The sequence below is a fragment of the Comamonas sp. JNW genome, from assembly GCF_003105075.1.
Taxonomy (GTDB): Bacteria; Pseudomonadota; Gammaproteobacteria; order Burkholderiales; family Burkholderiaceae_C; genus Comamonas; species Comamonas squillarum.
In genome coordinates, this window is sequence record NZ_QETI01000013.1 from 117,880 (window position 1) to 142,178 (window position 24,299).

Here is a 24,299-nt window from a genome sequence, read left to right on the forward strand (position 1 = left end):
TGGGATGCTTTCTGGTTCAGTGCGCATGGAAGGTGACACGCTCAGGCACCGGCTTGGGTGTGCCTTTGCGGCTCCACCAGGGCATCAGCAGAAAAAAGCCAAAGTAAAACAAGGTACCTACCTGGGAGACCTTTTCGCCAATCGGCGATGGCGGCTGCACCCCCAGATAGGCGAGCACCACGAAGTTCACGACAAACACCGCATACACATACTTGTGCCAGTGCGGGCGGTAGCGGATGGAGCGCACCGGGCTGTGGTCCAGCCAGGGCAGAAAGAACAGGATGATCACGGCCAGCCCCATCACCACCACACCCCAGAACTTGGCGTCGATACCGCCCAGCGCTGCAATGCCGGTGAACGCAAAGGCACCAAACAGCGCCAGCACCCCCAGCGCCACCAGCACCAGCAAGCCCTTGAGGACGGCGGCCATGCGGGTCTTGATGCAGACATAGGCCACGGCTGCGACCAGGATCACCGACAAGGCGACCATCATCTCGCTGGTGATGGCACGCAGCATCGAATAGAACGGCGTGAAATACCACACAGGCGCAATATGGTTGGGCGTCTTGAGCGGGTCGGCCGGGATGAAGTTGTTGTACTCGAGGAAGTAGCCACCCATCTCCGGCGCAAAGAACACGATGGCCGAGAAGATGAACAGGAACACCGCCACGCCAAACAGGTCATGCACCGTGTAGTAAGGGTGGAAAGGCACGCCGTCGAGCGGCCGGCCCTGCGCATCCTTGGGAGCATTGGGGCCCTTGATCTCGATGCCATCGGGGTTGTTGGAGCCCACATCGTGCAAGGCCAGCAAATGCGCCGCAACCAGGCCCAGCAGCACCAGCGGCACGGCGATCACATGGAAACTGAAGAAACGGTTGAGCGTCGCATCGCCCACCACATAGTCGCCCCGGATCAGCAGCGCCAGGTCCGGGCCGATGAAGGGAATGGCCGAGAACAGGTTGACGATCACCTGCGCACCCCAGTACGACATCTGGCCCCAGGGCAGCAGGTAGCCCATGAAGGCCTCGGCCATCAGGCACAGGAAGATCGCGCAGCCAAACACCCAGACCAGCTCGCGCGGCTTGCGGTAGCTGCCATACAGGAGGCCACGGAACATGTGCAGGTAGACCACGACAAAGAAGGCCGAGGCGCCGGTGGAATGCATGGTCCGGATCAGCCAGCCCCAGGGCACATCGCGCATGATGTACTCGACCGAGGCAAACGCCTTTTCGGCATCGGGCTTGTAGTGCATCACCAAAAAGATGCCGGTGACGATCTGGATCACCAGCACCAAAAGCGCCAGCGAGCCAAAGATGTACCAGAAGTTGAAGTTCTTCGGTGCGTAGTACTCCGACATATGGACCCGATAGGCCTCAAATGCCGTGGGAAAGCGGTTCTCCAGCCAGTTGCCGGCCTTGGCGCCCAAGGTGGCGTTCGGCGATATCTCCTTGAATTCGTGTGCCATGGCGCCTCCTTATGCTTTTTTATCTTCGCCAATCAGCAGCTTGGTATCGCTCAGATACTGGTGCGCTGGCACTTCGAGGTTGTCGGGCGCGGGCTTGTTCTTGAACACCCGCCCGGCCAGGTCAAAGGTGGAGCCGTGGCAGGGGCAGAGAAAACCGCCCTTCCAGTCATCGGGCAGCGATGGCTGGGGGCCGGGCTGGAGCTTGTCGGTGGGCGAGCAGCCCAGGTGGGTGCAGATGCCGATCACGACCAGCACCTCGGGCTTGATGGAGCGGGTTTCGTTCTTGGCGTAGTCCGGTGTCGGGTAGGCCGTGCGCTCGGATTTGGGATCGGCCAACTGGCCGTCGAGCTGGGGCAGCTCGGCAATCTGCTCGGGCGTGCGGCGCAGGATCCAGATCGGCTTGCCGCGCCATTCGGCGGTGATTTTCTCGCCGGGCTTGAGCTCCGAGATATCCACTTCAACGGCAGCGCCGGCGGCCTTGGCCTTTTCTGACGGCTGGAAGGAGCTGACAAAGGGGACCGCAGTGGCGACTCCTCCGACAGCACCTGCGCATCCCGACGCTATCAGCCACGTCCTTTTACTGGAGTCGATGGAAGAATCACTCATGGGGCTCCTTGGTCAACGCTTATATCTCGGTTTTTGCGGATTGTATGAAGTGTCTTGCCCATCATGCAATGCGCCGAAACCCTTGAAGCTGAGCGATACTAGGCGTCATGTTTATTTGACAGGAGCAGCGCATGAGCTTCATGAAGGAATTCCGCGAGTTTGCGGTCAAGGGCAATGTGATGGATCTGGCCGTTGGTGTGATCATCGGCGCCGCTTTTGGCAAGATCGTCGATTCGGTCGTCAATGACCTGATCATGCCCATCGTCGGTTTGGTCTTTGGCAAGCTGGACTTCTCCAATCTCTTCGTCGTGCTGGGTACCATTCCCGATGGCGTGCCGCGCACACTCGACGCGCTGAAAAAAGCGGGCATTCCGGTGTTTGCTTATGGCAACTTCATCACCGTCGCGGTGAACTTCGCGATCCTGGCTTTCATTATTTTCATGATGGTCAAACAGATCAACCGCCTCAAACGCGACGCGCCCCCTCCAGCGCCCGCTGCCACCCCGGAAGACGTGGTGCTGCTGCGTGAAATCCGCGACAGCCTGCAGCAAAAACGTTGATTTTTTGCAACAAAGAAGCAGAAATTCTGCTTCTTTTGCACAGATACCCGGCAGCCTCTCGAGGCTGCTTTTTTACGCCTGCACCTGTCCCGCTGCCAAACGGCGCGCCATCTGCACCGCCGCGATCAGGCTGGCCGCATCGGCCAGGCCCTGGCCGGCAATATCAAAGGCGGTGCCGTGGTCCGGGCTGGTGCGCACCAGCGGCAGGCCCAGGGTCACGTTGACGCCCTCGTCCAGCCCCAGGTACTTCACGGGGATCAGGCCCTGGTCGTGGTACATGGCCACCACCACATCAAAGGCGCCCGGGTGCTCGGCACTGTGGCGGGCCCGCATGAACACGGTATCGGGCGGCTCCGGCCCCACCACCTGCATGCCCAGTGCCTGGGCAGCGGCCACCGCGGGCGCAATGTGCTCCAGCTCCTCGCGCCCCATCAGGCCGGCCTCACCGGCATGGGGATTGAGCCCCGCTACCGCAATCCGGGGCGGCCGCCCCAGCGCCCGCAGCAAGGCCTCGTGCGTGATGCGGATGGTCTCCAGCACCTGTGCCTGGGTCACCGCCTCAATGGCGTCACGCAGCGATACATGGATGCTCACCAGCACGGTGCGCAGCGCCTCGTTGGCCAGCATCATGCGCACCGGCATCTGCGCCAGCAGCAGCCCGGCGTGCTGGGCCGCTTCGGCCTGCAGCAGCTCGGTGTGGCCGGGGAACGCCAGCCCTGCCAGATGCAGCGCCTCCTTGTTCAGCGGCGCCGTCACCAGCCCGGCAATCTGGCCATGCAAGGCCTGGCGCGCCGCCCAGCGCACGCATTCGGCAGCAGCACGCCCGGCCTCGGCCTGCACCTGGCCAAAGGGCAACGGCCCGGGCAAGCCCGGCAGCGACAGCACCGGCATGCAGCGCGGCGGCACCTGCAAAGCCTCTTGCGGGTCAGCGATGTCGGCCACCGGCAGCGCGCAGCGGCCCGGGCCCTGCAACAGCTGCGCTGCGCGGCGCATGGTCTGCAGCTCACCCACCACAAAGCAGCCCTGCATTTGCTCAGGCGCATCGCGAAAGGCCTTGGCCACGATTTCCGGGCCAATGCCGGCAGGGTCGCCCTGGGTGATGGCGAGCAAGGGAGCGGAGTGCACGGGCATGTCCTTGGAATGGAGCGCTTCAGGCGGGGTTGTCGATATCGATAAAGCGGTGCGCCACGCCCAGTTGCTGGGCCACGGCGGCAGCCGCTGCCGGCGCGCCATAGCGCTCGGTGGCATGGTGGCCGGCGGCAAAAAAGCTCACACCCGTCTCGCGCGCCAGATGGGTCTGGGACTCCGATATTTCACCGGTCAAAAAGCCATCCGCGCCAGCGGCCATCGCCGCTTCGAAAAAGCCCTGCGCACCGCCGGTGCACCAGGCCATGCGGCGGATGGGGCGCGGCGTCTCGCCCGTCACCAGCGTGACCGAGCGCCCCAAGGTCTGTTGTAAGTGCGCAGCGACTTGCACCGGCGCCACCGCATCGACGCTGCCGATAAAGCCCAGCTCCTGATCGCCAAAGCGGGCATCGGCCTGCCAGCCCAGCTGCGCGCCCAGTTGGGCGTTGTTGCCCAGCTCCGGATGCGCATCCAGCGGCAGGTGGTAGGCGAACAAATTGATGTCGTGCTTGATCAGCAGCTCGATGCGCTGCTTCATCCAGCCGGTGATGCGGCCGTCGTAGCCGCGCCAGAACAGCCCATGGTGCACAAAGATGGCATCGGCCTGGTCGGCAATGGCCGCCTCGATCAGCGCCCGCGATGCCGTCACACCGCTGACCAGCTTGCGGATCTCGGCCTTGCCCTCTACCTGCAAACCGTTGGGGCCATAGTCTTTGAAGCGGGCGGGCTGCAGCAGCGCATCAAAGGCCTGCAGCATGTCGTGGCGGGTCGTAGTCATGCCCGATTGTCTCAGACCCGCGCAGCGCGCCACCCCGGAATGCAAAAACCCGCTGATGCCAAGCATGCAGCGGGTTGCCGGGGGCGATCAGCCTGGAGCGGGTTTACTTCTTGGCAACCCAGCCCTTGACGGCCAGCGGCCAAAAGCCCATGGCCACGCCCAGCACGCCCATCGCGGCCACATAGTGGGCAGGCGCCATCACATCGGCCTGCTGCCAGACGGACACCAGCATCGGGGTCAAACCGCCGAACACGGCATAGGCCATGTTGTAGGAAAAGGACAGACCCGTGAAACGCACCTCAGGCGGAAAGGCGCGCACACCGACCACCGGCAGCAGCGAGATCGCACCCACAAAGAAGCCTACCAGCGCATAGGTCCAGACCAGCGAGATGTCGGTGCCCGGCAGGTTCAGGTAGAACAGATAGGCAGTGACAGCCATGCCACCCCAGCCCAGCACCATGGCGGCACGCGTGCCCCACTGGTCCGACAGCCAGCCCCAGAACACGCAGCCGATGGTCAAGGTCACGGTCGCCACCGCATTGGCCTTGAGGGCCACCGCAGGCGCGATATGGAACACCTTTTGCAGGTAGGACGGCGTAAACAGAATCACCACCACCACGGCGGTGGACAGGATCCAGGTCATCAGCGCCACGACCACGCTGGCTTCGCGGTGGTCGCGCAGGATGGTCTTGAGCGGCAGTTCGCGGTCGACCTGCTTGCGAGCCTGCATCTCCTGGAAGATCGGGGTCTCGTGCAGGAACTTGCGCAGGTACACCGACACCAGGCCAAACACGCCGCCCAGAATGAAGGGAATGCGCCAGGCCCAGTCGTGGATCTCGGCCGGGCTGTAGACGCTGTTGAGCCAGACGCCAATGATCGAGCCCAGGAAAATGCCGCCGGTGATGCCCGAGGTCAGCGAGCCAATGGCAAAACCGTAGCGCTTGGCCGGCGCATGCTCGGCCACAAACACCCAGGCGCCGGGCATCTCACCGCCAATGGCCGCGCCTTGCAGCACGCGCATGGCCAGCAGCAGGATGGGCGCGGCCAGACCGATGGTTTCATAGGTGGGCAGCAGGCCAATCACCAAGGTGGGCACGGCCATCAGGAACACCGACAGCGTGAACATCTGCTTGCGGCCCAGGATGTCGCCAAAGTGGGCAATCAAGATGCCGCCAATGGGACGCGCCAGATAGCCGGCGGCAAAAATGCCCAGCGTCTGCAGCTGGCGCATCCAGTCGGGCATCGACGCTGGAAAGAACAGCGAGCCCAGTACGTTGGCAAAAAAGACAAACACCACAAAGTCATAAAACTCCAGGGTGCCGCCCAGGGCCGACAGGCCCAGGGTCTTGTAATCATTCCGGTTCAGGGGCCGGTTGGCAGGCGAGGCGGCTGGGGCCCCACCTTGGTCAGCAGTCAGCGAAGTCATGTGTCCTCTACATTCCAGAGCAGGACAGCGCAAAGCGCAGCGCGTTATGGGCGCATATCAAGGGGTTCGGCGAGACCCGGGATGGCGGGAGTCAGAGCCAGCGAGAGGAGAGATGGACCCGTTCGCAGGGAACCACGATGAGCAAAAGAGCGCAGTCAAAAGGTTGGGGAACCATTCTAGGTACTTACCCTTTGCGCTCTGCCGGTGTCACGAAAAGTATCCCTCGCCGCTAGGGCATGCCACCACAGCCGAACGCGCTGTCCACCCCCAGATTGTTCCGCAAGCAACTTATTTTGGAGAGCTTCGCCGCCAATCCAACAGATTGGTACAGTTTGGAGAACAATGTCGCAGCCATGACATCGTAAAAGACGATGGAATACATCGCAGATGACAGTGATATGCGCCAGAATGCGGGGAGTCCGCTGGCCGCCATGGGGCATCAACCCATGCATCCTGTGCACAGCAGCTAGCGACTTGGCAGCCCCTTGCCGCCAAGCCCGGTGCCATAATCAATGGCAATGCTCTGCGCCGCGCGGGGCTGTTAGCCAGACGCGGCCGCCCCACTCCCAACCCCAGGTTTTATGAAACGCCTCTGGCTTCTTTTCGCACAATCGGTCACTGTCTTGCTGGCCCTGTACTTTATCGTCGCCACCTTGCAGCCGGGCTGGCTGCAGCGCAACAATGCGGTACGCAGCAATGCGGGCATTGCGTTGATCGAGGCGCCGCAAAGCGAGGCCAACCGAGCCAGTGTGGCGACCAGCAGCTTCAGCCCTGCGGCCAAAAAGGCCTCGCCGGCGGTGGTCAGCATCAACACCAGCACGGCAGTGCGCCACCCGCGCGCCAATGACCCCTGGTTCCAGTTCTTCTTTGGCGACCAGGGCGTGCAAAACCAGGCAGGTCTGGGCAGCGGCGTGATCGTCAGCCCCGACGGCTATGTGCTCACCAACAACCATGTGGTCGAAGCGGCCGACGATATCGAGGTGACCCTGACCGATGGCCGCAAAGCCAAGGGCACGGTCATGGGCACCGATCCGGAAACCGACCTGGCGATCCTCAAGATCAGCCTGGACAAGCTGCCCGTCATCGTGCTGGGCAATTCGGACTCGGCCGAGGTGGGCGACCAAGTGCTGGCCATTGGCAACCCCTTTGGCGTGGGCCAGACCGTCACCAGCGGCATCATCAGCGCGCTGGGCCGCAGCGAGCTGGGCATCAATACCTTCGAGAACTTCATCCAGACCGACGCGGCCATCAACCCCGGCAACTCGGGCGGCGCACTGGTCGATGTCAACGGCAATCTGGTGGGCATCAACACGGCCATTTATTCGCGCTCCGGCGGCAGCATGGGCATTGGCTTTGCGATACCCGTCGCCCTGGCCAAGAATGTGCTCGACAGCATTGTGCGCGACGGCAAGGTGACGCGTGGCTGGATCGGCGTCGAGCCCAATGACCTGACACCCGAGCTGGCCGAGACCTTTGGCGTCAAGGCCGACAGCGGCGTGATCATCACCGGCGTGCTGCAAAGCGGGCCAGCTGCCAATGCCGGCATCCGCCCGGGCGATGTAATCACCCAGATCGGCGACATGCAGGTCCACCATGTGCAAAGCCTGCTGACTGCCGTGGCGGCTCTCGTGCCCGGCACCACCTCCGAAGTGCAGCTGCGCCGGGGTGACCAGAGCCTGACCCTGCCGATCACGCCCGGCACCCGCCCGGTCAACAACCGCGCGATGCCCCAAGGCCGGCGTTAAGCCCTGGCGAGGGGCGTTGGCAGCGCACTCGCCTTTGCACGTTGATCAAAGGGAGGTAGATCTGGGCCATCAAGCCCGGTCCCCGCAACGACGCCGCACCAGGCCCACCCCTGGCGCTGGCGCTGGCCCTGACCCACCAACAGCAAAGCCCCGGCTGACCTCAGGTCAGCACGGGGCTTTGGCGTATCTGGCCGGTGGGTAGGCGATCAGGCTGCGGCGTCCGTGTCCGCTTCTTCTTCCTTCTTGGGCTGGTTGCGCGAGAACCAGGTGGCACCCAGGATGCCAACCTCATACAGAATGCACATGGGCACGGCCAGCGAAATCTGCGAGAGCACATCGGGAGGGGTCACCACCGCCGCAATAACAAACGACAGCACGATGAAGTAACCCCGGAACGACTTGAGCTTGGCGATCTCCACGATGCCCAGGCGCACCAGCAGGATCACCACAATGGGGACCTGGAAGGCCAGACCAAAGGCCAGGTAGAGCGACAAAATGGCTTCGACATAGGAGGCAATATCTGGCGTGGCCGCCACGCTTGACGGCGTGAAATGCTGGATAAAGCCAAACATGCGATCGAGCACAAACAGCTGCACAAAGGCAATGCCGGCATAGGCCAGCAAGCTGCCAAAAAATATCAAAGGCAGCGCAAACTTGCGCTCATGCATGTAGAGGCCCGGGGCCACAAACGCCCAGAGCTGGTACATGATCCACGGCAAGGCCAGCAAAATGGCCGCCATGCCCAGTACCTTCAGCGGCACGATAAAGGGCGAGAACACGCCCACGGCAATCAGCTTGGCATCGGGCGGCATGTGCATCTTGATCGGATGCGCGATGAAGTTCATCAGCCCATCGGGGCCAGGCCAGAAGGCCAACAAAGCCAGGGCCACCAGCACGCCACCAATGCTGTAGAGCAGCCTATCGCGCAGCTCCATCAGGTGCTGCACAAAGGGCTGCTCGGTGCCGGCCAGCTCGTCTTCTTTAGAAGGGGTTTCGGACATGGGGATATCTGTTGCGGATCAAGGCCTCGCGGGAGCGCAGCGCGTTAGCGCAGGCTGCAGCGCCCCGGGCCGATGGAAATACCAGTGAGAAAACATGCCAACGCGCGGCTCCGGGAGCGGGCTGCGTTGCGGGCGCCATCACAGGCCTGACGAGGGCTTCTTGGGCCGAAAACGTGCCACGCGCGCCGCGCCTGACTGCACATGGGTGCGCACACCTGCCTGGTGCTTGTACCACTGGGGAGTGGCGCCGCGCTTCACGCGCCAGTTCTTGCGAGGGTGGTGGTAGACCGGAGCCACCGTCGATGCCGAGCCGCCGTCATAGCTCTCGGCATAGGGATCGGCGGTGTAGAAGCTGTCGTCGCTGCCCGATGAGGCCGTGCCATTGGCCTGGTCGTTGAGGTTTTTCTCGAAGTCTGCGGAGTTGGTGCGGATGGTGCTTTCCACATCACGCGCGGCCGACTCGACGTTCTCCTTCATCTTGCGCAGCTCGTCGAGCTCCATCGAGCGGTTGACCTCGGACTTGACGTCGTTGACATAGCGCTGCGCCTTGCCCAGCAATGTGCCTACCGTGCGCGCAACGCGCGGCAGTTTTTCAGGGCCAATGACGATCAGTGCCACCGCACCGATCAAGGCCATCTTGGAGATACCGAGATCAAACATTCCAACCCCATCGAATGCACACAAGCGGTTGCTGCGGCTTGCCCACAGCCCCTGTCATGCGCACATCAGCCCTTGTTCTTGGCTTCGACGTCGATGGTGGTGTTCTTGTCGGCCGCAGGCGACTGACCCACTTGCTGTGCCGTGGTCGTCGTGGATGCAGCGGGCGAGGCGGATTCGCCGCCGTCCTTGATGCCATCCTTGAAGCCCTTGACGGCACCACCCAGATCGGTGCCGATGTTCTTGAGCTTCTTGGTACCAAATACCAGCACCACGATGAGCAGAACAATCAGCCAATGCCAAACAGAAAAGGAACCCATGAAATTCTCCTAGCGAATATGTGCATTTTAGACGCCTTGGGCATCTACCGGTTTCGTAATACTGTCACGCGGCGAGGTCATCGCCCCACTGCCAGCGCAGGGCTCAGCCCTTTTTCCAGGGCCTGGGGCCGCCCAGCAGGTGGATGTGCAGATGGTGCACCTCCTGCCCGCCCTCCTCACCGGTGTTGACCATCAGCCGGAAACCCCCTTGCGGATAGGGATTGCAGCCGTTATCCAGCGCCAGTTGTGGCGCCTTGGCCAGCATGCGGCCCAGCAAGGGAGCGTGTTCGGCGCCCACCTGTGCCATCGAGGCGATGTGCAGCTTGGGCACCATCAGCAAATGCACGGGCGCGGCTGGATGGATGTCCTTGAACACCAGCATGTCCTCGTCTTCATAGACCTTGCTTGACGGAATCTGGCCGGCAATGATTTTGCAAAAAAGGCAATCTGGATCGTGCATAAACTTCTTATCTCTCAAAACAAGGGCGCCGCCGTCGCAGTCAGCCCGCAGTCATCAGCAAGGTGCAAGCAGCAACCGTGCCAACAGGCAGTAGATTACACCTTGAAACCGGAACGCACACCGACATCCGCCCGGTGCCTGGTCAGCCAGTTCTCGCCGGAGACACGGCCCCGCTCGCACAGTTCGCGCACAAAAGGCGCATCCGAGCGGTTCTTGCTGGATGCGCCATAGCTCTTGAGCACAGCTCCCCCATCGACATGGTGCATCAGCATGTACTTGTAGCGCTCCCGGTCCAGCTTGCCTTCATCGAGCAGGCGGCGCACAAAGCCCATGGCGCGCAGCTCGGCCAGCAAGCTGGCGTTGAAGGTGATCTCATTGATGCGGTCCATGATCTCTTGGGCGTTGGTCGGCACCTCGTTGTATTCAATGGGGTTGAGCTGCACTAGCAGCACATCGCTGTTGCCCGTCTGGTAGATCAGCGGGTAGAGCAAGGGGTTGCCGGAGTAGCCGCCATCCCAGTAATACTGGTCCTTGATCTCGACCGCCTTGTACATCATCGGCAGGCAGGCCGAGGCCATCACCGCATCGGCCGTCAACCGCTTTCCACTGAAGACTTCGCCCTTGCCGGTGCGCACATTGGTGGCGCAGACAAATACCCGGGGCGCATTGCGGCCCTGCTCATGCTGGAGAAAGTCAAAATCCACGACCTTTTCCAGCAGCCGGCGCAAGGGGTTGATGTCGAGCGGATTGGTCTGGTAGGGCGAGAGCCACTGGCTCATCATGTCCCAGATGGCTTTGCCGGCCATCGGCACACCTGCCATCAGGCTGCCCATCGTGCCCACCCCTTCCCAGAACTGTTTAAGAGATTCGCGGGCCGATTCGCAGCCCGCTTCGTGGGCTTTGCGTTTGTCGCTCTCGGTGGCTGCCGCCTTGCCGTAGCCATAAGCCATCACCACGGCGTTCATCGCCCCGGCGCTGGTGCCACTGATGCCTTCCACCCACAGGCTGCGGTCGGCCAGCAAGGCATCGAGCACCCCCCAGGTGAAAGCGCCGTGCGAGCCGCCGCCCTGCAAGGCCAGGCTGATAGGCGGTGTGTTTTCGTCCACCCCCTTGGAGCGGAGCACCCGCTTGGGCGCTTCGGCCTCTGCGGGGGCCGGCGTCTGCGGCATCTCCGGCGTCTCGGAGGCGGGCGTGTGGCTAGCCATTGATCGCCTGGTCTTTGTTCATCGCCACCATGCCGCGCACGATGCGGTAGAGAAACCAGACGGAAATGAGAGTCCAGGCAATCCAGCCCGGAACGACGAACAGGAACCACAGCGGCGCAGTGATGACATACAGCACGCCGGCCCAGATGACGCTGCGGATGCGCCAGGAAAAATGGCTTTGCTGCCAGGTACCCTGCGCATCACTGCGCTTGACCAGGTCAATCACGAGCGCGATCAGCAGCAGCACGATGCTGGCCTGTGCGGTGGGCACCACCGCTGCCACGGCCACAATCAGGTGCAGCAGATAGCTGACCCAGCCCCAGGTTTTGAGGCTCTCCATCGCGGCCGAATCAACGGTCTTCACGTCAACGACATCGTTCATGCGGAACTCCCTTCTTCAGCTTCACGGTCTTTTACCTTGCGCATCGCCTTTTCTTCCAGGCCACTCAAGCCTTCGCGGCGCACCAGTTCGTTCACCACATCGGCGGGGCTCAGGCCATAGTGGGCCAGCGCCACCATCGTATGAAACCACAGATCGGCCACTTCGTACACCAGCTTGGAGGCTGGCGCGCCATGGTCCACATCCTTGGCGGCCATCACCACTTCGGTCGCCTCTTCCCCGACCTTCTTCAAAAAGGCATCCGGGCCCTTGTGCAGCAGGCGCGCCACATAGCTGGCCTCGGGATCGCCACCATTGGCGGGTTTGCGCGACTCCAGCACCTCGGCCAGGCGCATCAACGCATCGGTAGAGGACATGGCAGCAGAAACAGAGGTATCGGTCATAGCGAAAATATAGCGAAGCAGCCGCGCAGGGCGGCCGAAGAAGACAGTGCCCGAACAGGGATTATTTGTAGATCGATTCCGGGTCTTTCAAGACCGGGTCAACCGCTTGCCACTGGCCATCGCGCAACACGCTGTAAAAACAGCTGTGGCGCCCGGTATGGCAGGCAATGCCCGGCTCATGCCCGGTCTGGGTCACGCTCAGCAGCACCACATCGTTGTCACAGTCGATGCGGATCTCATGCACGGTCTGCACATGGCCGGACTCCTCGCCCTTGAACCACAGTTTGCCGCGCGAGCGGCTGAAGTACACCGCCCGGCCCAGCTCGGCCGTATGGGCCAGCGCTTCGCGGTTCATCCAGGCAAACATCAGCACATCCTTGGAGTGCTGCTCCTGCGCAATGACGGGCACCAGGCCCTGCGCGTCCCATTTCACTTGATCGAGCCAGTTCATGCAGGGAATTGTCTCGCATTCAATGCAGTTGTGCGCAATGCAGGGAGAAAACAGCCGCAAAAGAAACCGGCCCGGTGCAAGCCATGCAACCGGGCCGGAGAGGCTAACGCTCAGAACGGTCAGTCCTGGGGACGACGGCCCTGGCGCTGTGGCAGGGCCTTGCCCGCCAACAGCATCAACAGCAGCGCCATCAAGGCCATGGCCCATGCCGCATTCACAGGCACCCGCTTGACATCCGTTGGCGGGGTGTTGATAAACACCGCCGACGCGGAGGCCTCGCTATTGGCGGCCGAAGGATCAAACACATCGCTGCTGGCGCGGGTCGTGATGGTGATAGCAGCGGTCGAGGTCGGCGTGAACTTGGTAGTACAGGTGATCGACTCACCCACTGCCAGTGCCGCCACCGGCTGGGTCGGCGTGCAGACAGTCACCGCACCGGCAGGCGCGCCGCTGACGTCACAACGTGCATTGGTCGCCGTGGCTGGCCCTGCATTGCGGCAGATGGAAGTCAGCGTGAACTCCACACCCACCTTCGCATCGATGGTTGCAGGCATGCTCACTTGCATATCGGCAGCTTGCGTCGGCGTACTGACCGAGCAGGCGGCGCTGCAGCTGCCCGCTGCACTGCTGCCTACGGTGTTGACCACATTGGGGCTGGTCACCGCGTCGTCCACGCGCACCGTGTACTCAAAGGCCACCGTTCCCGGCGCTTGTGGGCTGCCGCCCGGCACCGTCGCTGGCTGCGTGCAGCTGCTACCTGCGGCCACGCAACCCGCCGTCCAGCCTTCGTCCGCGCCGACATAGCGGGTACCCGCAGGCACCGTCTCCGTCAACACCGTCGAGCCAGGCGTGCCGCCCGTGTTGCTGACCTGCACCTGGTAGGTCAGCTTGTCACCGGGCTTGATCACATAGCCTGCAGGCACAGGCGCATCGTTGACCTTCACCAGCACATTCGTCACCGTCACGGCCGATGGTGTGTTGCCGTTGACGGCCTTGGCATCGCTGTTGTTGGCGGTGTCGCTTTCGTAGCTTTGCGTTGCTGCCGTCATGCTGGCGCTGATCGCACCCTCTGCCGCAGCAAAGGTCGCCGTGCAGCTGAGACTTCCGCCTACCGCCAGGTTGGTGTTGGCATCGCAGATTGCGGCAATGCTCGCGCCACCATTGTTCACGGTCATCACGCAGCTTGCATTGAGGGCCTCCACCGGTCCATTGTTGGTGCACTGGCCAGTGATAGTGATGCTTTGACCCACCACCACGGCGCCAGACGGGATCGTCGTGATCTGCGCTTGCATGTCCGCCACGGCATTGGCCGTCTCTGCAGTGCAGCCACCGGCCGCGCAAGCGGCTGGCACATCGCTGGTCACCGTATTGATGATCTTGCCGCTACTGGTCGCAGGCGCAAGCACCTCCACCGTGAACGCAACGGTCTGCTCACCGGCCACACCTTCTGCGCTTTGCGCGGGCACCGTCAGGCTTTGCGTGCAGGTGCTGGCCGCTGCATCGCAAGCCTGTGGAGCCGGGCTCCAGCCCTGGTCGGGGTTGGACGCACCGCCGCCGACAAACTTGGTGCCTTCTGGCACGGTCTCGGTCAGCTCCATGGTGCTGGCAGTACCGCCCGCATTGGTCACCCGCAGGTGGTAGGTCAGCGTGTCGCCGATCTTGGCTGCGTAGTTGGCGGGGGCTGCCGCACCGTTGACTTGCGCCAGGGTCTTGGCGATGTTCAGCTCCGCCGGCGTGTTGACCTTGACGGTCCTCGTCGCCGTGTTGTTGCCCGGTGCGCCATCGTACAAGTCATTGCTGGTGGACACGCTGACCGCATAGTCACTGGCCGCGCTTGGCGTGAGCTTGGTGGTGCAGGTGATGCTGTCGCCCGATGCAAGCGTTGCGGCTGGCGTCGTGGGCGCGCAGATGGTTTGTACACCAGCGGGAGCCGTCACCAGGCAAGCCGCGTTCAAGGCCGTTTGCGGGCCATTGTTCTTGCAGATGCTGGTGTAGATCAGTTCAACACCGGTCGTGCTGGTCGTGCCCGGCGTCACGGTCACGGTGGCCTGCATGTCTGCATGCTGCGTGCCGGTGGTCACCTGGCAGCTGCTGCAGCTGCCGACACTGCTGGTAGCCGTGTCAACGATGCTCGCCGTGCTGCCAGGGCCGGCCACGGTGACAGTGTAGGTAACGGTGCTCGTTTGGCCCGCGCCCACTGCCACCGTCTGGCTGCAGGTGCTGGAAGCCGCAGCACAACCTGCACTCCAACCCTCACCCGTGCCGGTGTAGGTGGTACCTGCTGGCACGGTCTGGCCGACATCGGTGCTGGCGGCCGTGCCGCCGCTGTTCACCACCGTCACGGTGTAGGTCAAAACATCACCGGGCTTGACCAGATAACCGGCCGGCACTGCTGCGCCGTTCACGGCGGTCAACACATTGGTGGTCACCAGGCTGGCTGCGGTGTTACCCACCGTCGACTTGGTGTCCATGTTGTTGGCCGTGTTGCTTTCATAGCTTTGCGTTGCTGCGTTGATGGTCGCACTGATGTCGCCTTGGGCTGCGGTGAAAGTAGCCGTACAGCTGACGCTCTCGTTCATCGCCAGATTCGCATTCGCACCACAGGTCGCAGCAATGCTGGTGCCGCCGTTGTTCACGGTCATCGCGCAGCTGGCGTTGACCGCATTGGCCGGGCCATTGTTGGTGCACAGGCCGGTAATGGTCACGCTTTGACCCACCACCACAGCCGAGGCTGGGATGTTGGTGATCTGCGCTTGCATGTCCGCGACGGCGTTGGCGGTCTCCACCGCGCAGGTGTTGCCTGCGCAAGCAGCTGGAATGTCGCTCACAACCGTGTTGGTGATCTTGCCGTTGCTGGTCGCAGGCGCTATCACTTCCACCGTGAACTCAAGCGTTTGCTCACCAGGCACAGCAGGAGTCGCTGTGCTCTGTGCTGGCACCGTCACGCTCTGCGTGCAGGTGCTGGCTGCTGCCGCGCAAGCCTGTGGCGCCTGGCTCCAGCCTTGTTCAGGATTCGAAGCTCCACCGCCCACAAACTTGGTGCCTTCTGGCACGGTCTCGGTCAGGACCGTGGTTCCCGCAGTGCCGCCGGTGTTGGTGACCAAGATGGCGTAGGTCAGCGTGTCACCAATCTTGGCGGCATAGTTGGCAGGCACAGCAGCGCCGTTCACTTGCGCCAAGGTCTTGACGATATGCAGATCTGCAGGTGTGTTCACCTTGACGGTAGTCGTAGCTGTGTTGTTACCTGCCGAGGCGTCATACAAGGTATTGCTGGTAGCTACGCTCACCGCATAGTCACCGGCTGCACTAGGCGTAAGCTTGGTGGTGCAGGTGATGCTATCACCCGATGTCAGCGTTGCTGCTGGCGTCGTAGGCGTGCAAGTCGTCACTGCACTGGCAGGAGCGGTCACCACGCAGGCTGCGTTCAAGGCCGTTTGTGGGCCATTGTTCTTGCAGATGCTGGTGTATGTCAGCTCAACACCGGTCGTGCTGGTCGCGCCTGGCGTCACCGTCACAGTGGCCTGCATATCTGCATGCTGCGTGTCGGTGGTGACTTGGCAAGTCGTGCAGGTGCCCACCGAGCTGGTGACGGTATCTACGATGGTCGCGGTGCTGCCTGGGCTAGCCACGGTCACGGTGTACTGCACGGTGCTGGTCTGGCCTGCACCCACTGCCACGGTTTGCGCGCACTGTGTGCCCACTGCTGTGCAACCTGCGCCCCAACCTTGGCCGGTGCCCGTGTAGGTCGTGCCTGCCGGTACGGTCTGGCCCACATCGGTGCTGCCTGCCGTGCCGCCGCTGTTCACCACCGTCACGGTGTAGGTCAGCACATCACCGGGCTTGGCCAGGTAGCCAGCGGGCACGGGGCTGCCATTGACCAAGGTCAGCACATTGGTGGTCGCCAGGCTCGCTGGCGTATTGCCCACTGTGGACTTGGTGTCCGTGTTGTTGGTGATATTGCTTTCGTAGCTTTGCGTTGCTGCGTTGATGGTCGCGCTGATGTCGCCTTGGGCTGCAGTGAACGTCACCGAGCAGCTCAGCGTCTCGCTCACTGCCAAGGTCTTGGTTGCGTCACAAGTCGCGTTGATAGTGGAACCACTATTACTGATCACCATCGCGCAGCTGGCGTTGACCGCATTCGCTGGGCCATTGTTGGTGCACAGGCCGGTGATGGTGACGCTTTGACCCACGACTACTGCCGAGGATGGGATCGAGGTGATCAGCGCTTGCATATCGGCAACCGCATTCGCAGTTTCAACCGAGCAAGTACCAGAGGCGCAAGCAGCTGGGATGTCGCTGCTCACGGTATTGGTGATCTTGCCGTTGCTAGTCGCTGAGGCAAGCACTTCCACCGTGAAGCGCACGGTTTGCTCACCACCCACACCTTCTGCGCTCTGCGCTGGCACCGTCACGCTTTGCGTGCAGGTGCTAGCTGCCGCCACACAAGCCTGTGGTGTCTGGCTCCAGCCTTGAGTTACATCAGGAGCACTACCTCCCACAAACTTGGTGCCTTCTGGCACGGTCTCAGTCAGAACCGCCGTGCCCGCAGTGCCGCCCGTGTTGGTGACCAAGATGGCATAGGTCAGCGTGTCGCCAATCTTGGCGGCATAGTTGGCCGGGACTGCCGCGCCATTGACCTGCGCCAAGGTCTTGACGATGCGCAGAGCCGCTGGCGTGTTGACCTTGACCGTCGCGGTGGCGGCATTGTTGCTCGTCACGGCGTCGTACAGGGTGTTGCTGGTAGCAACGCTCACGGCATAGTCACCCACCACGCTCGGTGTGAGCTTGGTGGTACAGCTGATGCTGTCGCCCGATGCCAAGGCGGCGGCCGGGCTGGTTGGCGTACAGGTCGTCACGGCGCCAGCGGGTGCGGTCACCGTGCAAGCGGCGTTCAGTGCCGTTTGCGGGCCGTTGTTCTTGCAGATGCTGGTGTAGATCAGTTCCACACCGGTCGTGCTGGTCGTGCCTGGCGTCACCGTCACGGTGGCCTGCATGTCTGCATGCTGCGTGTCAGTGGTGACTTGGCAAGTCGTACAGCTGCCCACCGAGCTGGTGACGGTATCCACAATGGTCGCGGTGCTGCCTGGGCTGGCAACGGTGACGGTATACGTCACAGTGCTGGTCTGGTTCGCACCCACTGCCACGGTTTGTGCGCACTGCGTGCCCGCTGCGGTGCAACCTGCGCCCCAGCCTTGGCCGGTGCCTGTGTAGGTCGTGCCTGCGGGCACGGTCTGGCCCACATCGGTGCTACCTGCCGTGCCGCCACTGTTGGTTACGCTGACGGTATAGGTCAGCACATCCCCGGGCTTGGCCAGGTATCCCGCTGGTACGGGGCTGCCGTTCACGGCGGTCAAGACATTGGTGGCGGCCAGGCTCGCCGGTGTGTTGACCGACAGACTGTGGCTTGCGCAAGCAGTCGTGCTGCTGTTCACGCAGGTGACACTGGGGTCCACGCCCGGAGCGCCCGAGCCCGTGGGATTGGTAGCAGCGTTGTTGACGACGGTACCACCGCTACTTGGCAAGGTGACGGTCAGCTCGATGCTGGCCGATGCACCGGCTGCCAGCGGGCTGGCAACGGTACAGGTCAGCAAGGCAGCGGCACTGCTGGGGAGCGCGCCGCAGCTGGCGCCAGTCACGGCAGTGGCCACCACGCCTGCAGGCAGCTTGTCCTTGACGATCAGGTTGCTGCCGGTGGCCAGTTGGCCACTGTTGCTCAGGGTCAGCGTGTAGACATAGCTGGAGCCAGTCAGCGCCGTGGCTGCGCCCGTCTTGCTCAGGCTGACATTGGCGGGAGTGCTGACGGCGGCCGTCGCGCTGGCGCACACCACATTGGCCGCATTGGTACAGGCCGGGCCAGGGTCCACACCGGGATTGCCGCTGCCCGATGGATGGGTCGCCGCATAGTTGACGACATTGCCACCGCCATTGGGCATGGTCACCGTCAGCTGGATGCTGGCAGAGCCGCCATCCGCAGCGATCGGATCGCTGACGGTACAGGTCAGCAAGGCACCTGCCGCACTGGGCAAGGTGCCGCAGTTGGCACCGGTAACGGCCGTGGCCACCATGCCGGTGGCGAGCTGGTCGCGCACCACCAGGTTGGAGGCCGTGGCGGTCTGGCCGCTATTGCTCAGCGCCAGCGTATAGACATAGCTGTTGCCAGCCACGGCAGTGGCTGCGCCGGTTTTGGCCAGGCTGACATTGGCCGGGGTCTTGACGGCAACCGCACCGGTGGTGGGGTCGCAGGTCTCCGTGGTCGCTGCAGCCGTACAGCTGGGATCACCGCCACCGCCCAGATTGGCGGTGTTGGCAGCGCCAGCGCTGGTGGCCGATGATGCCACCGACACGGGAATGGTCAGCACATAGCTGCCATCGGCCAGGCCGCTGGCCAGTTGGCAAGCACCAATGCTGCTGCCACTGCTGCTGCAACCGCTCAAGGTCGCGGCACCACTCACGCTGGGCGCGCCTGACAAGGTCACGCCAGCGGGCAGGCTGTCGGCAATGCTGATCGCGGCGGTGGTGGGCCCATTGGCCACACCAATGGTGATGCGGTAGCTCTGGCCGCTGGCACCCACGACAAAGCTGGTCGGCGATGCGGCCTTGGTCACGCTGAGCTTGGGGTAGATCGGCGTATTGGTAAAGGTACAGCTGATGTCATCACCGGCTTGGGGCACAACGGTGATGGAGGTGCCTGCACCCGAGGACACGCTGGTGCCGCCCGCCGTCGCATTGGTACAGCTGTAGGTGGTGGTGTAACGGGCCAGGTTGGCCGCAGGCGTGCCGGCGGCAGTTTCGGTCAGCAGGTAGCTGGTGCCAGCCGTCGCGGTGGCCGGGCCTGCCGACGCCGTGGTTTGTGTGCTGCTGGTCGTGGCGCTAGGGCCACCGTTGTTGATGCCTACGGTGAACTGGTCGGTGCCGAGAATGCGGCCCGCCACGACGGTGCTGACCGTCAACTTGGGCGCAATGGCGCTGTTGCTGAAGGTACAGCTGATGTTGTCGCCCGCCTGAGGGGTCAGGTTGAAGCTGGTGCCCGTGCCCGCAGGCATGGTGGTGCCGGCAACGCCCGTGTTGGTACAGCTGTAGCTGCTGTTGTAGCGCGTCAAGTTGGCGCCAGCGGCTGCCACTTCATTCAGTGTGTAGCTGGTGCCGGCGGTGGCCGTGTAGGTCGTGGTGCTGGCCGAGGTTGCCGTGCCGGTGGTCGATGCCGTGGGGCCACCATTGCTGATGGCGATCGTGAACTGGTCCGAGGACAGTGCGCGCGAGGCAATGCTCTTGACCAGGGTCAGGCGCGGCGCGATCGGGGTATTGCTGAACGTACAGGTGATGGCATCGCCCGCCTGCGGGGTCACATTCACGGTGGTGCCAGTGCCCGGCGCCACCGAGGTGCCGCCTGCGGTGGCATTGGTACAGGCGTAGGTGGTGGTGTAGCGCGCCAGGTTGGCCGTGCCGGCAGCCGTTTCGCTCAGTGCATAGCTGGTGCCCGGCGTTGCCGCGAAGGCAGCGGTGCTTGCGCCGGTGGCCGTGCCCGAGGTCGTCGCAGTGGGGCCGTTGCTGATGGCCACGGTGAACTGGTCGGTACTGGCGGCACGGCTTGCCACGTTGGCAACCACCGTCAAGGTGGCCGATGGCACCACCGGGATCGAGTCCGTGGCGCAACCGACGGTCGGCGTATTGAGCGCGGTACAGGCGGCCGCCGTCGTGCTGGTGGGATAGCTGCTGGTGGTGGGGTCGGTGTTGTCAGTACCCACCTGCGCCTTGTTGACCAAGGTGGTGCTGGTGGTCGCCGAGACCGTGGCAGTCACGGCGATGGTGGCGCTGGTGCTGGCGGCCAATGCGCCGCCAGTGTTGTTGCAGGTCAGCACATTGCTGTCAGCGCCCGAGCCCATCGCACAGGTAAAGATACCCTGGGTGGCGTTCACGGTGAAATTGCTGAGCCCCGCGGGGAACACATCGACCACGCGCACGGTATTGGCCAAGGCCTCGGCGGTCGCGGAGTTGGCGACCGTCAGCGTAAAGGCCACCGTATCGCCAGGCGCCTTGCTCTGGGGATTGGCGTGAACCTTGGTCAGCCGCAGCGTCGGCGGTGTTTGCGCCGTGTTCAGATCGATGGCGCAACCGGCTGGAATGCTGTTGTTGGTACAGGCACTTACCTGCGCGGTCGTGGGCGAGGTCGTAGCCAGCGTGGCGTCTCCGCCGCCGCCCACGCGCGCCTTGTTCATGTACTGGTCGCCGCTGGTCATCGCGCCCGCATTGGCCAGCAGGCTGAACTGGCTCACGCCGCCCGCCGCAATCGCGGTGGTCGAGGTACAGCTGACTTCCGTGTTGCTGACCCGGGTGCAGGTCCAGTCTGCGGCATTGGGGCCGGTCTTGGTGAGTGCAGCAGGCCAGTTCATCGGCGTGGGCAGCACATCGCGGAAGCTGATGGTGCCTACAGAGTTGGCGTCACCGGTGTTGCTGACCCGGAAAGCATAGGTCGTCGTGCCACCCACATAGATGCCAAAGCGGCCATCGTCCTTGGTCAGGCTCAGCTGCACACGCTTGACCGAATCGGTATCTGCCGCGCAGCCCGTGGCGATTTCAGAAGCCATCGCCGGAGAGCAGGTTTGCGTAGTGGCCACCGTGGGCGCATTGGGTTTGCTGGAATCACTGCCACCGCCAACGCGGGCGAGGTTGACCAAGGCGCTGGGCGCGGTACTGGCAATCGAGACCGGCAGCGAGATAGCGGCGTTGTCCCCAGCTGCAATCGGTGTGGAGCGGGTACAGCTGAAGCTTGTGGTGCCCGAGGTGTAGGTACAGCTAAAGCCGCCGCTGGTGAAGCTCGTTGCACCGGTATAGGTCATGCCCGTAGGCAGCACATCCACCACGGTGATTGTGCCCGCCGTGGGCGCATTGCCGACGTTGCTGACGGTCAACGCATAGGTGGTCGTCCCGCCGGCCAGCACCACATCGGTGTTATCGCTATTGGTGAGGCTGAGCAACGGCGAGTTCACCGCATCCACGTCAACGGCACAGCCTGCCGGGGACTGATTGCCAGTACAGGCGTCCACCGAAGTTTCGGTCGGCGCACTGCCATTGAGCGGGTCACCGCCACCACCGATTTTTGCCCGGTTGGTGGCGATGGTACCCGTCGCTGTCTGCAGGCCAACATTGACCGTCACACCAAATACACTGCTGCCGCCTGCCGCGATGGCGGTGGAACTGGTACAGGTGATCACCCCGCCTCCTGCCGCGCCAGAACAGCTCCAGTTGGCGGCGTTGGCGCCCGTCAGTGGCACGGCGCCCGCAGGAATCGTCACGCCCTGCGGCAGCTTGTCCACCACAGTGATCGTACCGCTGGAGGGAGACGCGCCTACATTGCTGGCGGTCAGCGTGTAAGTCGTTGACCCACCGGCATTCACGATATTGGCGCCATTGCTCTTGGTCAGGCGCAGGTCGATCGCGCAGGCAGCACCAGGCATGGTGCCAGGGGCACTGGGTGATTGGAACGAGGCAATGCCGCCCTGGTTACCAAAGGCGCCATAGTTGTCGGTGGTGCCGTTGGTGGTGTAGCCCGGTGTGCCGCCGTTGATGGTGGTGGTAACCACCATGCTGGACGGAGAAAAAGCGATAAAGCCCCCACCGCCCCCGCCACCAGGGCCATGGCGGTTGCCCGCATTGGTCTGGTTGCCGGCCCAGGCGTTGCCGCCATCACCACCGCTGGCGTCGATCACCGCAGAGCCACCCTCGAGCGTGTGGATCACCACCGAGCCACCTGCACCGCCGCCGCCCGCCGCATCGTTTTGCACGTTGTAGCCATTGGCGCCGCGCACATCGATCACGCCGGTACCGGCGAGATTTTGCGCACGCAAAATAACAATGCCGCCGCCAGAGGCGCCGGAGGAGCAGCGGCCGCCCGTATCCGAGCAGGCAATGCCGTTGTTGCTGTAGGCCGTGTTGTCGGCGGTTCCATCATTGGTGCCACCTGCACCGCCACCACCGCCCAGGAAGATGCGGTTGAAAGCAGTGGTGCCTACATAGCCGCCGCCGCCGCGGCCTCCGCTGTCAACCAGCGGGTAGTTCCAGGGCCGGCCACCGACACCACCAGCGGCATAGTTGCCCCCGCCGCCGCCGCCCGAATTGAACTGGCCGTTGTTGGTGCCCGAAGGCGCGCCATCAGCACCACCACCGCCCGCGTTGCCCGGCGCGCCGCGTGCACGCGATCCACCTGGGTAGCCTTCTACGCTGTTGTCTACCGACGTGATGCCGTTCGCCGCTACCGCATTGACCGTCTTGGATCCATAGTTCGTGACCTTGTTGGCCATATAGCGAGGGGTCCCGGCAATGCCCTCTCCCTTGCCGCCGCCGCCACCTGCAGTGGCATAGGTTCCCATCCAATCCTCTCGTGAGCCCTGGACCGAGCCATTGCTGCCCACTGCACCCCGAAAGCCTTTGCCGGCCAGGAAAATCGCACGGTTGGCCTGGCTTTCCACCGTGGCCCCATTGAGGGTCAAGGTATCGCGCGCATCGATGGCCACGACGCCACCGGTGGCGCCGTTCCAGGCGGGGGCCGTCACGCCACTTACCGAGGCGCTGGTGTACTGGGGCACCCGCACAACCTGGTAGGTTTTTTGCCCAGAGGTCGTCGTCGCCACTGCATTACGGTAGGTATTGGTCAACGCAGGGGAAAACGTCACGGTCGAGCCCGAGACCGACACCACCTTCACAAACTCATAAAGACCGGAGCTGCCGACACTGGTCGAGCCCTGACCGCCACTGCCACTGTTGCCGTAAGCGCTGGAATTGACTGCATTGATGCTGGCGTCCTGCATCTGGATCACCAGCAACAGGTCATTGGCGGCCAGGGTTTTGCCTGCAGCGCCCGCTCTCTGCGTGCCGATGGTCAGACTGGTGCTGCCCGCTGCCAGCGTCGATGCTGCAGCGCCAGGAAAGTAATCATTCACAATCCCGGTGGCAGCACCCGCACCATCATTGCCCGGTGCCGCACACATCTGCGCCCAAACGCTGACAGGTAGAAGCAGCAATGCCACCAGCATGGCGGCGCGCGTACGTAACAAACGAAAAGCAGACAGGCAGGCGCACGCCTGCGTAACGCATATCCCAAACACCGACATAACCGACAACTCCCAGCCTCTTATGAGCGTCGCCAGGCCCGCGTCGGCAACGCTTTTTCTCATAGTTTTCTTGCAATTGCCTGCGGGTTTTACACCGATGCCCCTCGACAACCGAAACAAACTGTGACTAAAAATAGATAGATCGGGTTTATAGCAGCTTGGAATTACCGAGTGTGTTTCAACTTCGGAAACATTGTCAATTATTGCAAACTGTCATTTTTGATCGATTAAATCAATCACTTTTGCAGATGCGCAGATCACTAATGACGGCGAGAAAATGAAGGGCTCAGAACTGGCCTACCCGCACAGCGCGCAGCTCCCCTTGCTGACGCACCTTGACACCGCGCCGGTGGACCGGGCCCGCAGCCGCTCTGAACGGCCCGCGAATGCATAGACCCTAACAATGGCAGGCGACAAGCCCAGGCGCGCCGCCCCGTCGCGGGGGGTGCTTACGGGTAGATACAAGAGCAAGTCAGAAAGAAAAAAGACCCTGCACCGCCACCAGCACGAGACGGAAGGCTCCAACGCCAGAGATGCCGCCGGCCAAGGGCCCGTTGGCAGGCCGGGCAGCCGGGGCAGGAGCCAGAAACAGCAACGGCGCCGAAGGCG

At 63.0% G+C, this 24,299-nt stretch carries 16 protein-coding genes; 2 read left to right on the plus strand and 14 right to left on the minus strand.

The genetic code is table 11. The features are described 5' to 3' along the window. Window positions 1-16: 16 nt before the first annotated feature. A complete protein-coding gene (locus tag DCO45_RS17905; RefSeq protein ID WP_116927094.1) occupies window positions 17-1,465 on the minus strand; it encodes a cytochrome bc complex cytochrome b subunit in 1,449 nt (482 codons plus the stop codon). 9 nt (window positions 1,466-1,474) lie between these two features. Continuing rightward, the gene (gene petA, locus DCO45_RS17910; RefSeq protein WP_021027797.1) at window positions 1,475-2,071 is read right to left on the minus strand and encodes a ubiquinol-cytochrome c reductase iron-sulfur subunit; all 597 of its coding nucleotides are present in this window, start codon (window positions 2,069-2,071) and stop codon (window positions 1,475-1,477) included. Window positions 2,072-2,202: 131 nt separating this feature from the next. Between petA and mscL the strand changes: the two genes are divergently transcribed. Continuing rightward, window positions 2,203-2,631 (plus strand): large conductance mechanosensitive channel protein MscL, encoded by a 429-nt coding sequence (gene mscL / locus DCO45_RS17915; RefSeq protein WP_116927095.1) that lies wholly within the window; start codon window positions 2,203-2,205, stop codon window positions 2,629-2,631. Between the two features lie 72 nt (window positions 2,632-2,703). Here mscL and pdxA read toward each other — a convergent pair whose 3' ends face one another. From pdxA to DCO45_RS17930, 3 genes are all read right to left on the minus strand, one after another. Continuing rightward, a complete protein-coding gene (pdxA, locus tag DCO45_RS17920; protein WP_243419410.1) occupies window positions 2,704-3,756 on the minus strand; it encodes a 4-hydroxythreonine-4-phosphate dehydrogenase PdxA in 1,053 nt (350 codons plus the stop codon). A gap of 25 nt (window positions 3,757-3,781) precedes the next feature. Continuing rightward, a complete protein-coding gene (locus DCO45_RS17925) occupies window positions 3,782-4,534 on the minus strand; it encodes a Nif3-like dinuclear metal center hexameric protein (RefSeq protein WP_116927097.1) in 753 nt (250 codons plus the stop codon). Window positions 4,535-4,637: 103 nt separating this feature from the next. After that, the gene (locus tag DCO45_RS17930; RefSeq protein ID WP_116927098.1) at window positions 4,638-5,960 is read right to left on the minus strand and encodes an MFS transporter; all 1,323 of its coding nucleotides are present in this window, start codon (window positions 5,958-5,960) and stop codon (window positions 4,638-4,640) included. Between the two features lie 581 nt (window positions 5,961-6,541). Between DCO45_RS17930 and DCO45_RS17935 the strand changes: the two genes are divergently transcribed. After that, window positions 6,542-7,705 carry a trypsin-like peptidase domain-containing protein gene (locus tag DCO45_RS17935; protein ID WP_116927099.1) on the plus strand — a complete coding sequence of 388 codons (1,164 nt, stop codon included), beginning with the start codon at window positions 6,542-6,544 and terminating at the stop codon, window positions 7,703-7,705. Between the two features lie 206 nt (window positions 7,706-7,911). On the opposite strand, the gene tatC is transcribed toward DCO45_RS17935, so the two are convergent. The 9 genes from tatC to DCO45_RS17980 all read right to left on the minus strand — a co-directional run bounded on the left by tatC (window position 7,912) and on the right by DCO45_RS17980 (window position 23,519). Next, window positions 7,912-8,706 carry a twin-arginine translocase subunit TatC gene (gene tatC, locus DCO45_RS17940; RefSeq protein WP_116927100.1) on the minus strand — a complete coding sequence of 265 codons (795 nt, stop codon included), beginning with the start codon at window positions 8,704-8,706 and terminating at the stop codon, window positions 7,912-7,914. Window positions 8,707-8,844: 138 nt separating this feature from the next. Beyond that, entirely contained in the window at window positions 8,845-9,366 is a 522-nt protein-coding gene (gene tatB, locus DCO45_RS17945) for a Sec-independent protein translocase protein TatB (protein WP_116927101.1), read from the minus strand. A 65-nt stretch (window positions 9,367-9,431) separates the two neighbouring features. Next, window positions 9,432-9,683, minus strand: a complete 252-nt coding sequence (gene tatA / locus DCO45_RS17950) for a Sec-independent protein translocase subunit TatA (protein ID WP_021027787.1) — start codon at window positions 9,681-9,683, stop codon at window positions 9,432-9,434. Between the two features lie 103 nt (window positions 9,684-9,786). Continuing rightward, the gene (locus DCO45_RS17955; protein ID WP_116927102.1) at window positions 9,787-10,143 is read right to left on the minus strand and encodes a histidine triad nucleotide-binding protein; all 357 of its coding nucleotides are present in this window, start codon (window positions 10,141-10,143) and stop codon (window positions 9,787-9,789) included. Window positions 10,144-10,238: 95 nt separating this feature from the next. Beyond that, on the minus strand, window positions 10,239-11,348 hold the full coding sequence (locus tag DCO45_RS17960; RefSeq protein ID WP_232539433.1) for a patatin-like phospholipase family protein: 1,110 nt from the start codon (window positions 11,346-11,348) through the stop codon (window positions 10,239-10,241). Beyond that, on the minus strand, window positions 11,341-11,730 hold the full coding sequence (locus DCO45_RS17965; RefSeq protein ID WP_116927103.1) for a hypothetical protein: 390 nt from the start codon (window positions 11,728-11,730) through the stop codon (window positions 11,341-11,343). Before DCO45_RS17965 ends, DCO45_RS17960 begins: the two co-directional genes overlap by 8 nt. Further along, complete coding sequence (locus tag DCO45_RS17970; RefSeq protein WP_116927104.1) at window positions 11,727-12,104, minus strand: phosphoribosyl-ATP diphosphatase; 378 nt, start codon at window positions 12,102-12,104, stop codon at window positions 11,727-11,729. The genes DCO45_RS17965 and DCO45_RS17970 overlap by 4 nt, the downstream gene beginning before the upstream one ends. Before the next feature lie 88 nt (window positions 12,105-12,192). After that, window positions 12,193-12,591, minus strand: coding sequence for a phosphoribosyl-AMP cyclohydrolase (gene hisI, locus DCO45_RS17975; protein ID WP_182345846.1), 399 nt, complete (start codon window positions 12,589-12,591; stop codon window positions 12,193-12,195). Window positions 12,592-12,701: 110 nt separating this feature from the next. Further along, a complete protein-coding gene (locus DCO45_RS17980; protein WP_165841223.1) occupies window positions 12,702-23,519 on the minus strand; it encodes a DUF11 domain-containing protein in 10,818 nt (3,605 codons plus the stop codon). Between the last annotated feature and the right edge of the window lie 780 nt (window positions 23,520-24,299).

Excerpts from the sequence above, each read along its gene's own strand:
- DCO45_RS17905 (WP_116927094.1), bottom strand. The coding sequence starts at position 1,465 with ATGGCACACGAATTCAAGGAGATATCGCCGAACGCCACCTTGGGCGCC.
- petA (WP_021027797.1), bottom strand. The coding sequence starts at position 2,071 with ATGAGTGATTCTTCCATCGACTCCAGTAAAAGGACGTGGCTGATAGCG.
- mscL (WP_116927095.1), top strand. The coding sequence starts at position 2,203 with ATGAGCTTCATGAAGGAATTCCGCGAGTTTGCGGTCAAGGGCAATGTG.
- DCO45_RS17925 (WP_116927097.1), bottom strand. The coding sequence starts at position 4,534 with ATGACTACGACCCGCCACGACATGCTGCAGGCCTTTGATGCGCTGCTG.
- DCO45_RS17930 (WP_116927098.1), bottom strand. The coding sequence starts at position 5,960 with ATGACTTCGCTGACTGCTGACCAAGGTGGGGCCCCAGCCGCCTCGCCT.
- DCO45_RS17935 (WP_116927099.1), top strand. The coding sequence starts at position 6,542 with ATGAAACGCCTCTGGCTTCTTTTCGCACAATCGGTCACTGTCTTGCTG.
- tatC (WP_116927100.1), bottom strand. The coding sequence starts at position 8,706 with ATGTCCGAAACCCCTTCTAAAGAAGACGAGCTGGCCGGCACCGAGCAG.
- tatB (WP_116927101.1), bottom strand. The coding sequence starts at position 9,366 with ATGTTTGATCTCGGTATCTCCAAGATGGCCTTGATCGGTGCGGTGGCA.
- tatA (WP_021027787.1), bottom strand. The coding sequence starts at position 9,683 with ATGGGTTCCTTTTCTGTTTGGCATTGGCTGATTGTTCTGCTCATCGTG.
- DCO45_RS17955 (WP_116927102.1), bottom strand. The coding sequence starts at position 10,143 with ATGCACGATCCAGATTGCCTTTTTTGCAAAATCATTGCCGGCCAGATT.
- DCO45_RS17960 (WP_232539433.1), bottom strand. The coding sequence starts at position 11,348 with ATGGCTAGCCACACGCCCGCCTCCGAGACGCCGGAGATGCCGCAGACG.
- DCO45_RS17965 (WP_116927103.1), bottom strand. The coding sequence starts at position 11,730 with ATGAACGATGTCGTTGACGTGAAGACCGTTGATTCGGCCGCGATGGAG.
- DCO45_RS17970 (WP_116927104.1), bottom strand. The coding sequence starts at position 12,104 with ATGTCCTCTACCGATGCGTTGATGCGCCTGGCCGAGGTGCTGGAGTCG.